Annotated in this window: 10 protein-coding genes, 1 other RNA gene and 1 riboswitch; of the genes, 6 read left to right on the top strand and 5 right to left on the bottom strand. The window is 70.5% G+C overall.

The window, feature by feature from the left end; translation table 11 throughout:
- Positions 1-165, bottom strand: a 165-nt coding sequence (locus tag AC1DYN_RS30130; protein ID WP_477966063.1) for a bifunctional adenosylcobinamide kinase/adenosylcobinamide-phosphate guanylyltransferase, incomplete at its 3' end; no start/stop codon positions are given.
- A 2-nt stretch (positions 166-167) separates the two neighbouring features.
- Positions 168-2,141: a TonB-dependent receptor gene (locus AC1DYN_RS30125; RefSeq protein ID WP_477966061.1), complete on the bottom strand. Its 1,974-nt coding sequence runs from the start codon at positions 2,139-2,141 to the stop codon at positions 168-170.
- Between the two features lie 69 nt (positions 2,142-2,210).
- Positions 2,211-2,446, bottom strand: a riboswitch (cobalamin riboswitch).
- 53 nt (positions 2,447-2,499) lie between these two features.
- Here AC1DYN_RS30125 and AC1DYN_RS30120 point away from each other — a divergent pair.
- The 5 genes from AC1DYN_RS30120 (at position 2,500) to AC1DYN_RS30100 (ending at position 4,583) form a co-directional block, all read left to right on the top strand.
- Positions 2,500-2,730 carry a cell division protein ZapB gene (locus AC1DYN_RS30120; RefSeq protein WP_477966059.1) on the top strand — a complete coding sequence of 77 codons (231 nt, stop codon included), beginning with the start codon at positions 2,500-2,502 and terminating at the stop codon, positions 2,728-2,730.
- On the top strand, positions 2,727-3,047 hold the full coding sequence (locus AC1DYN_RS30115; RefSeq protein ID WP_477966057.1) for a cell division protein ZapA: 321 nt from the start codon (positions 2,727-2,729) through the stop codon (positions 3,045-3,047). The genes AC1DYN_RS30120 and AC1DYN_RS30115 overlap by 4 nt, the downstream gene beginning before the upstream one ends.
- 40 nt (positions 3,048-3,087) lie before the next feature.
- A non-coding RNA gene (gene ssrS / locus AC1DYN_RS30110) (6S RNA) lies at positions 3,088-3,268 on the top strand.
- Positions 3,269-3,294: 26 nt separating this feature from the next.
- Positions 3,295-3,771, top strand: coding sequence for an EVE domain-containing protein (locus tag AC1DYN_RS30105; RefSeq protein WP_477966055.1), 477 nt, complete (start codon positions 3,295-3,297; stop codon positions 3,769-3,771).
- Positions 3,768-4,583 carry a sulfite exporter TauE/SafE family protein gene (locus AC1DYN_RS30100; RefSeq protein ID WP_477966053.1) on the top strand — a complete coding sequence of 272 codons (816 nt, stop codon included), beginning with the start codon at positions 3,768-3,770 and terminating at the stop codon, positions 4,581-4,583. Before AC1DYN_RS30105 ends, AC1DYN_RS30100 begins: the two co-directional genes overlap by 4 nt.
- A 63-nt stretch (positions 4,584-4,646) precedes the next feature.
- Here AC1DYN_RS30100 and AC1DYN_RS30095 read toward each other — a convergent pair whose 3' ends face one another.
- A complete protein-coding gene (locus tag AC1DYN_RS30095; protein WP_477966051.1) occupies positions 4,647-5,681 on the bottom strand; it encodes a sensor domain-containing diguanylate cyclase in 1,035 nt (344 codons plus the stop codon).
- A gap of 136 nt (positions 5,682-5,817) precedes the next feature.
- On the bottom strand, positions 5,818-7,092 hold the full coding sequence (locus AC1DYN_RS30090; RefSeq protein WP_477966049.1) for a type IV pili methyl-accepting chemotaxis transducer N-terminal domain-containing protein: 1,275 nt from the start codon (positions 7,090-7,092) through the stop codon (positions 5,818-5,820).
- Between the two features lie 209 nt (positions 7,093-7,301).
- Between AC1DYN_RS30090 and AC1DYN_RS30085 the strand changes: the two genes are divergently transcribed.
- Positions 7,302-8,570 (top strand): MFS transporter, encoded by a 1,269-nt coding sequence (locus AC1DYN_RS30085; protein ID WP_477966047.1) that lies wholly within the window; start codon positions 7,302-7,304, stop codon positions 8,568-8,570.
- Positions 8,571-8,635: 65 nt separating this feature from the next.
- On the opposite strand, the gene AC1DYN_RS30080 is transcribed toward AC1DYN_RS30085, so the two are convergent.
- Positions 8,636-9,733: serine/threonine-protein kinase (locus tag AC1DYN_RS30080; protein ID WP_477966045.1), on the bottom strand; the 1,098-nt coding region annotated here is incomplete at its 5' end.

Here is a 9,733-nt window from a genome sequence, read left to right as displayed (position 1 = left end):
GTCGCGGCGGTGCCGCGCGATGCGCGCGCGCATCTCGGCATCGCCCGGCAGCGCGGTGGCCAGCAGCGCGGCCTCGCGGCCGGGCACCGCCAGCCAGGCCATCGCGCGCGACTCGGCGCAACGCGACTTGCCGCTGCGCTGGCCGCCGAGGATCAGTTCATGCATGGTCAGAATTGGAGACGGACCGAGGCGGTGACGCTGCGGCCGTCTTCCGGATAGATCGAACTGGTCTGCCCGCCCACGCAGCGGAAGGCCTGCGTGTAGTACTGCTTGTCGGTCGCGTTGTTCACGCCGAACGCGAACTCGAGCTGCTGCACCTGCCAGGCATAGCGCAGGTCCAGCGTCGTGTGCGCCGGCACGGTGCAGATGTTGTCGAAGTCCGGCGTCTGCGACGACACGTGGTTCACGCCGGCATCGACACGGTGCCCGGCCGCGAAGGCCCAGTCGCCGCGCAGTGCCAGCGTGGTCTTCGCGGTCAGCGGCACGTCCTTGCCGTCGTACTTGCCGGACGTGAAGCGTGCCTGGCGCGACGCCGCGACCACGCGCACATGGGCCGTCGACCCCAGCCCCTGCGACAGCTCGGCCTCGACGCCCTGGCGGCGCGTCGGCTCGAAGTTGATGTTCGCGCCACTCGGGCCGAACGCGTTGACGGCGGTCGGGTCGAAGCCGATCTCGTCGGTCAGCTTGCTGCGGTACACGCGCAACTCGGCACGCGTCGCGTCGGCCTTCCAGCGCAGGCCCAGCTCGACGTCGCGCGAGGTCTGCGGGCGCAGCGGCAGGTTCGGCGTCGTGAAGCTGAACTCGTCGGCATTCGCGAGCCGGAAGCTGCTGCCGATGCGGCCGTACACCGAGGCCGCGGCCGACAGCGGCTGCAGCAGGCCCAGCTCCCAGGCATGCAGCGTGTCCTCGAGGCCGGCCGGGTTGAAGCCGTCGTCGTAGTTCTTCTCGACGTGCTCGCTGCGCCCGCCCAGGCTGACGCGCGTGCCGCCGGCGAAGGTGTGGTCGTCCTTGACATAGACGGCGCGCGAACGCTGGTCGGCGGTGTTGCCGAAGGCGCCATGCACGTCGCGCTTCCAGTCGCCGTGGTCGAAGCCGACCACCAGTGCATTGCTGCCGCCGGCCAGCGGCGCGCTGTGGCGTGCGCGCAGGCCGAGCGTCTTCGCGTTGATGTCGTAGCTGTAGGTCGAGCTGCCCGTCGTGTCGAGCGACTTGTCGCGCCAGCCGGCGTCCAGGCCCAGTTGCCAGTCGCCGAGCGCGGCGTTCGCGAACAGGGCCTGCCGGCGGTTGCGGAGGTCCCCGTGATCGTTCGGCTTGCTGGTCTGGCGCGGGTTGTCGGCGTACTGCGCCGCCGTCAGCGAACCCGGCAGGCCGGTGGACAGCGTGTCCCAGCTCGTCAGCGCGCCGATGCGCAGCCCGTCGGTGAGCTGCCATTGCGCGGTGGCCGACGCGCCCTCGTTCTCGGCGCGGAAGTTGTCGCGGTGGTTGTCTGTCTCGCGGTGGTTGCCGGTGACGTCCAGCGTCAGCGGGCCCGCCGCCAGCGTCGCGCCGGCGCGCGTGTCGAGCAGCGCATGGCTGCCCAGCGCGGCATAGGCCTGGCCGCCGCTGGCGCGCTTGAGGCCCTTGCCGGCCTTGGTGTTGATGACGATCACGCCGCCGGTGGCGCCTTCGCCGTACAGCACCGCGCCGCTGCCGCGGATCACCTCGATGCTCTCGACCGCGTCGATCGGGATGCCGGCCAGCCGCGTGCCGCCCAGGTCGGCCTCGCTGATCTTGATGCCGTCGACGATGACGGCCTGGTTGCTGTCGGAGGTGGTGCCGAAGTTGCGCAGGTCGAGCGCATAGTCGCCGCCGCCGTAGAAGTCGAGCCGGCCGGGCACGCCCAGCAGCTTCATGATGGCCTCGTTGACCGTCGACACGCCCGCTTCGCGGATCTCGGCGGCGGTGATCACGCTGACGCCGAACGGCAGCTTGCCGGCGTCTTCGGCAAAGCGCGTCGCGCTGACGATGACCGGCGCGAGGATGTTGGTGCCGTCGGCCGCGACCGCGGCGGTCTGGGCGAAGGACGGGAAGGACGCGGCGCAGGCGCCGGCCAGCAGGCCGAGCGCGACAGGCACGCGCCGCTGCGAATGACGAGGGTTCATGAGGGACAACCGATCAAGCCGTGCACGCCAGCTTCCCCGCTGGTGCGCACCCATGACGCCACGCTCGCGCGCGGCGCCGCCCTGTTGGCCGGTATCCGGGCTGGCGGAACGACGCCTGCGACCTTCCCAGAGCCGCAAGACTCCAGTGGCGATGTGCAGGCATGAAGCCGATCGGCTTCGTCCGCTGACCGTTGCGGGGGCAGCGCAGGCGGGCCGCGCGACCGTGGCGGTCGTGCAACCTCTGCTTCCCGTTTAACTGCACCGGCGTGAGAACCGGCACGGGCACCAACGGGCGGGATTGTAAGCAGGTGCCGGGCGGACCTCTACAATCGGCCGACACATCCACCTTTGGTGCGCCATGGCCAAGATCCACGAACTTGCAGAACGCGTCGAGCGGCTGCTGCTGCGGCACGATGAACTCAAGCGCACCAACGCCCTGCTCGAACAACAACTCGCCGCGGTGACGCATGAACGCGACAACCTGCGCTCGCGCCTGAACGCGGCGCGCGGGCGCATCGATGCGCTGCTCGAACGCCTGCCGGCCGATCCCGCCGCGGTCGGTGCCGACACCGGAGGCCGCACCAAATGAAGCAGATGGAAGTCACGATCATGGGGCAGAGCTACATCCTCGGCTGCCCCGAAGGCGGCGAGCAGTCGCTGCTCGAAGCCGTGGGCAACGTCGACCGCGAAATGAGCGCGATCCGCGACGGCGGCCGCGTCAAGGCGCGCGAGCGCATCGCGGTGCTGGCGGCCCTCAATCTCGCCTATGCACTGGCGGAACGCCCTGCGGCGCCGAAGTCATCGCCCGCTCCCGTCGCTTCATCGAGCAACAGCGAAGACGTCGACATAGACGCTTTGATCGCCCGTGTCGACCAAGCCCTTGGGGCGGACGGGCAATTGCTCTGAACGGACACACTCGCGGCGAAGTGCGCGCGTAGAATCTTTCGGGTCCGTTGCGTTCGCGTGAGTTTTATATTTCCTTGAACCGATGCTCTTATGAGCCAGGGCTTGGAACATCGCCCGGTTGGTGTGATCGTCTCGCGTCAGATGAACCCGAAGCCCGGCTGACCTCGCCCACCTGAACTCCCTGGGTTCAGGAATGCGGCTCACGGTTCGCGACGGACACCTTATTCCTCCATTGCCTGCAGCACCCATGACCGAACAGTTCTGGCTCATGAAGAGCGAGCCCGACGAATGTTCGATCGATGACCTGGCCGCGGCGCCCGCGCATCGCGTGCCCTGGGTCGGCGTGCGCAACTACCAGGCGCGCAACTTCATGCGCGACCAGATGCGCATCGGCGACGGCGTGCTGTTCTACCACTCGTCCTGCCCCGAGCCGGGCATCGCCGGCCTGGCGCGCGTCGCGGGCGAGCCGTATCTCGATGCCACGCAGTTCGACGCGAAGAGCAAGTACTTCGACGCCAAGGCGACGGCCGACAAGCCGCGCTGGTGGCATGTCGACGTCGCGCTCGATCGCAAGACGCGGCTGCTGTCGCTGCGCGAGATGCGCGAGTCGCCGACGCTTTCGTCGATGGTGGTGCTGAAGCCGGGCAACCGGCTGTCGATCACGCCGGTCACGCAGGCCGAATGGCAGGCCGTGCTGCGGCTGCTCGAACGGGCTCCTGCATGAGCCTCGGGCTGGGCTGGCAACTCATCGTCGAACTGCTGATCCTGGGATCCTTCACCGGCTTCCTGGCCGGCCTGCTGGGGGTCGGCGGCGGCATGATGCTGGTGCCGTTCATGACCTTCCTGCTGACGCTGAAGGGCTTCCCCGAGGCCTACGTCATCAAGATGGCGGTGGCCACCTCGCTCGCGACGATCTGCTTCACGTCGATCTCGTCGGTGCGCGCACACCACCAGCGCGGCGCGGTGCGCTGGGACATCGTCAAGCTGTTCGCGCCCGGCATCGTGCTGGGCTCGCTGCTCGGGGCGCAGGTCGCGAAGGCCTTGCCGGCCCACCTGCTGGCGCTGCTGTTCGCGCTGTTCGTCGGCTTCTCGGCGACGCAGATGTTCCTCGACAAGAAGCCGAAGCCGACGCGGCAGCTGCCGGCGGGCGCGGGCATGTTCGCCGCGGGCGGCGTGACCGGCATGCTGTCGGCGCTGGTGGGGGCCGGCGGCGCCTTCGTGTCGGTGCCGTTCATGACTTGGTGCAACGTGCCGATCCGCACCGCCGTCGCGACTTCCGCGGCGCTCGGTTTCCCGATCGCGCTGGCGGGCACGCTGGGCTACATCTACGCCGGCTGGTCGCTGCACGACATGCCGCCGGGGGCGCTCGGGTTCATCTACCTGCCGGCGCTGGTGGTGGTGGCCGCGGCCAGCGTGACCACGGCGCCGCTCGGGGCGCGCACGGCGCACCGGATCGACACGGCGAAGTTGAAGAAGGTGTTCGCGGCGCTGTTGTACGGGCTCGCGAGCTACATGCTCTACAAAGGATTGACGTGAACCCGGATTGGCATCCGGGCTGCGAATTCAGGTAGCCCGGATGCCAATCCGGGGTTCGTGCGATCACGAAGTCTCGAAGCGAATGCTCGCCAAGGTCACGTGATTGCCGCCGCGGCGGCGCGCCTCGGCCAACGCCGCATCCGCCGCCTGCAACAGCTCCTCCTGCGTGTGGGCGGTGTGCGGAAAACTCGCCACCCCCATCGACACCGTGAAGCCCAGGTCCTGGCCGTTCAGCATCACGATCTGCGTCGCGCACTGCCGCCGCAGCCCTTCCATCCGGGCATGCGCCGTCGCCAGCCCGACACCCGACAGCAGCACCGCAAAGAGGTCTTCCTCGAGCCGGCACGACGCGTCCATCGCCCGCGTGTTGCTGCGCAGCAGCCGCCCCAGCGCCTCGAGCACCCGCTGCCGCGCCTCGGGCCCGAGCGCGCGCACCTGCTCGCCGAGCGGATCGAGCGCCACCGACACCAGCGCGAACTCGCGGTGCTCGCGCGACGACAGGTCGACCTCGCGGCGCAGCTGGTCGTCGAAGTGCGCCCGCTGGTACAGCCCGGTCACCGAATCGCGCAGCGCCTGGTCCTGCATCTCGCGCCGGAAGGCCTCGCTCGCCTGCTGCTGCGTCTCGAGCTGCTGCAGGGCCAGCTGCAACTGGGTTTCGTGGTGGCGCTGGTCGGTCTGGTCGATCCACAGGCAGCACAGGTAGCGCGGCGCGCCACCTTCGGCCGAGGCCAGCGCCTGGCGCGTCACGCTGTATTCGCGCCGCACGCCCTTGCGCTCGATGCGGTGCTCGCTGACCTGCGGCAGCGTCTGCACCATCGCCGACTGGTCGGCGGTGCGCAGCGTCGCGGCCTGGGCCGGATCGAGCCAGTCCTCGTCGACCAAGCCGTCGGGCGAGCGGCCGACCAGGGCCGCCAGGCGGCCGTTGGCGTACACATAGCGGCCGCTGGCCGCTTCCTTGATGCCCAGCGAGGCGTCGAGCCGGTCGGCGAGCGTGAACACCAGGGCGCCCAGCGCCTCCGGTGCCAACCCGAGCGATGCGGTCAGCGCGCGCGCGTTGTCGACGCGCGCGGGCACGGCCAGGGGCTTGGTATCTGTCATGCGATGGGTGGTTTGCTGCTTTGAAGCGGCCGGGCGTCCTCTTCGCCCCCTTCAGCCGCTTCCCATGTCTCTTCTGTTCATCATAGCGGTACACAGTTGCACCGCCCCCCCGACTTGCGGGGGATGGCGAGACTCTTTACCCCATCAGCACCTGCATGCTGCGCTCGTACTGGTCGGTCAGCTGCTCGAACAGGCCCAGCAGGCTCTCGCTGGCCTCGCCCAGCGCCCGCCGCCCAGGCAGCGTCGCCGACTGCGCCTCGGCCCGCGTCAGCACCAGCCAGGCCTCGCGCGCCGCCTCCAGCGAGTCGCGGATCTCGCGCGTGCTCAATGGGATCTCGTCCAGGTGGCGCATCGCCGCATCGAAGGCCGCGCCCGCCTCGTGCCCCGCGGCGCGCGCCTGCGCCGCGGCCTCGCCGTCCAGCAGCTCGGCCAGCAGCACCTGCTTGGCCCAGCGCTGCGACAGCATGCGCTGGCGCCCGCAGACGTTCAGCACGTGCAGCGTCGCCACCAGCCCGGCCGTCTCGAGGTTGCTGGTCAGCTGGTCGGCCTGCCCCAGCACGCGTTCGGCCAGCGCATCGATGTCGGCCACCAGCCGGCGTTCGGGCGCGGCGGCCAGCGCCGCCTTCAGCCGCTGCCACGGCACCTCGACGGCATCCAGCAGGTCGCCGAACGTCGCCTGCGACACGCTCTTGCGCAAGGCCTGCAGGTTGGCGTCGATGCGCTCGCGCGACGCCTCCAGCAGCGCCGCATGCGTGCCGGTGTCGACCCCCAGCGCGCACAGCGCATACAGCTTCACGACCCGCTGCGACAGCATGCGCAGCTGGCCGGCACGGTTCACCGCCTCGGCGTAGCGCGCCGCCTCGATCACCTGCTGCGACACCTGGCCGACACGCTGGTTGCTGTGCATCGACGCCGTGCGCAGCACCCGGAAAGCCTCGTCCTCGGACACCTGGCGCGCGCGCATCAGGATGCCCTTGGCCCGGTCGACCAGCTTGCGCTCCTCGAAGCGGTGCGTTACGTCGTCGAGCGCCGCCTTCAGCTTCTGCTCCTGCGCGAAGCGCGCCTGCGCCAGCTGCAGCACCGGCCGCAGCCGCGCCGGTGCATAGCCGTTGACGACGTAGGCCTGGATGCCGCTGGCGAGCGCGCGTTCGATCTTCTGCGCGTCGGGATCCTGCGTGAACAAGGCCACCGGGCGCGGCGCCGTCGCGGCCAGCAGCGCGCAGGCCTCGAACACCGTCGCATCGCCCGCCGCATCGTGACAAACGACCAGGTCGGGCCCGAGCCGGATGGCTTCCCGCACCAAGTTGCCGCAGCCGACCGCACCAAGCACGTGAATGCCGCTCGATTGCAGGTCGGCCGACAGCGTGGGCAGGCCGTGGGACGGACCGAGCAGGACAAGGGCAGAGGTCATGGAACAAGCAGCCGGAAGCGTCGTCGTCAGAGGAGAAACCGCAGGGGATGTGCAAGGACCGCACCATACCAGCGCGGCGCACCGCGGCGCTGGCACGACGCTTGCAACAGACAGCCCGGGTGTGACGCTGCACCCGACCTTGCCTCCGCACCGCGGGTGATGCTCACGACGATGTGGGCATTCATGTGCCAACAGCTTCGGCGCTGCACATGTCCACCTCCTTCAAGAGCTTCCTGCGCGCGGGCCACGGCCCGACGCTGTTCGCGGCCTTCCTGTACTTCGCATTCTCCTGCTGCATCTGGGTGCTGAACGGCGCGATGGCGCCCTTCATCAGCGAGACCTTCGGGCTGTCGCCGGCGCAGAAGGGGCTGATGCTGTCGGTGCCAATCATCGCCGGCGCGCTGATGCGCTTTCCGCTCGGCGTGCTGGCGCAGTACATCGGGCGCAAGAACGCCACGCTGGTCGAGATGGGGCTGATCGCGCTGGCGATGCTGTTCGGCTTCTTCTTCGTGCACAGCTTCAACGAGCTGCTGGCGATGGGCGTGCTGCTGGGCATCGCCGGCGCAAGCTTCGGCGTCGCGCTGTCGTTGGGCGCCGGCTGGTTTCCGCCGCAGCACAAGGGCCTCGCGATGGGGCTGGTGGGCGCCGGCAACGTCGGCACCGCGGTGTCGGTGCTGATCGCGCCGCCGCTCGCGCAGTGGCTGGGCTGGCAGGCGGTATACGGCGTCGCGGCGGCCGCGATCGCGATCCCGATGCTGGTGATGATCGTGCTCGCGAAGGAACCGCCCGACGTCGACAGCCACGCCAGCCTGCGCGAGCACGTGGCCTGCCTGTTCGAAGGCGACGGCTGGGCCTTCAGCCTGATCTACGCCGTCACCTTCGGCGGCTTCATCGGGCTCACGACCTTCCTGCCCTCCTACTACTACGACCAGTTCGGCGTCAGCAAGGTGCAGGCCGGCCAGCTGACGATGCTGGCCGCCTTCATGGGCGCCGCGCTGCGCGTGGTGGGCGGCTGGATCTCGGACCGCTGGGGCGGCGTCAACACGCTGAGCGTGGTGCTGGTCGTCGTCGCCGCCTGCCTGGTGCTGGCGGGCCTGGCCACCGGCTCGCTGGTGGTCACGACGCTGCTGCTGATGCTGTGCTTCGCGGCGCTCGGGGCCGGCAACGGCGCGCTGTTCCAACTGGTGCCGCTGCGCTGGCCGGCGGCCACCGCGGTGGCCGGCTCGATGATCGGCGAGATCGGTGCGCTCGGTGGCGGCCTGGTGCCGAACGCGATGGGCCTGTCGAAGCAGTACCTCGGCACCTACGCGTGGGGCTTCGCGCTGTTCGCCGCGCTGGCGCTGGTGATGCTGGTGGTGATGCGCGTGCTGCAGATCCGCTGGACCCGCACCTGGGCTGAAAAGGGCGGCCGCGCGCGGCCGGCGGTCGCGGCCGACGCCGGCGGTTTCCACACCACGCGGCTGCAGGTGCGCCAATGATCAGGCCCGTAGCCCGGATGCCAATCCGGGACGCATCGAGACGCCGCCCCGGATTGGCATCCGGGCTACCGGGGCAGGAACAGCAGCCAGTAGACCAGCAGCAGGTTCAGCAGCAGCGAGATGCCGAGCGCGACCTTGCCCAGCAGCCGCGGGTCGCGGCGCGCCAGCGGCGTGGCGGGTGGCGCGGCCAGCTGGCGCGAGGCGCCGCGCTCCAGCGCGAGCAGCATCTCCTCGGCGGTCTCGAAGCGCTGGCGCGGGTCCAGCGCGACCGCCTTCAGCAGCACGTGGTCGAGCCAGATCGGCACCTCGGGGCGCAGCCGCGACGGCGGCTTGGGGTCGCTCCGGAAGCGCCCGCGCTGGTAGGGCTGCACCTCGCCGTACGGCAGCCGGCCGGTCAGCCACTGGTACAGCGTGACGCCGAGCGCGAACAGGTCGCTGCGCGCGTTCGCCGCCTCGCCGGCCGCGTTGTCGTCGCTGGCCCACTGCTCGGGGTTCATGTAGCTGGGCGTGCCGGCATGCAGGCTGCGCAGCACGCGCGGCTCGCGGCCCGAGACGGCGACGCCCAGGTCGAGCAGGCGCCACTGGCCATCGTCGCCGCGGTGCAGGTTGGCCGGCTTGACGTCGCGGTGCACGACGCCCAGGCGGTGCAGCCGGGCCAGCGCGCGCACGATGGCGATCGCCGCATCGGTCGCCTCGGCCACCGTGCCGGCGCTGCCGCTCGCGAGCAGCTGCTCCAGCGTGCGCCCGGCGTGCCAGTCGTAGGCCACGTAGAAGGCGGTCGGCTCCTTCAGCTCGCGCAGCCGCACGAAGCCGTCGGCGTGCGTGGCCGCGACGCGCGACGCGAGCCAGGCTTCGTGCGCCAGCATCGCGCGCTCCTGCGGATCGTTGGCGCGCGACAGGTGCAGCGTCTTCAGCGCAACCAGCGGCGCATCGGCTTCGTCGCTGCGCGCCTGGTACAGGCAGTGCACGCCGTTGTCGGCGACGCGCGCGGTGATCGTGAAGCTGTCCAGCCGGTCGCCGACCTTCAGCCGCGGCGGCACCGGCAGGTCGCGACCGCGGCGCAGCGCGTCGTGCAGCTCGGCGTCGGCCAGGCCGCGCACGCGCAACACCATCGCGGTCGCGTTGTCGCGGCCGCCGGCGGCCAGCGCGGCCCGCACCAGCGC

Source organism: Rhizobacter sp. P2_D12, assembly GCF_056404395.1.
This window is presented reverse-complemented; position numbering and strand designations above follow the sequence as displayed.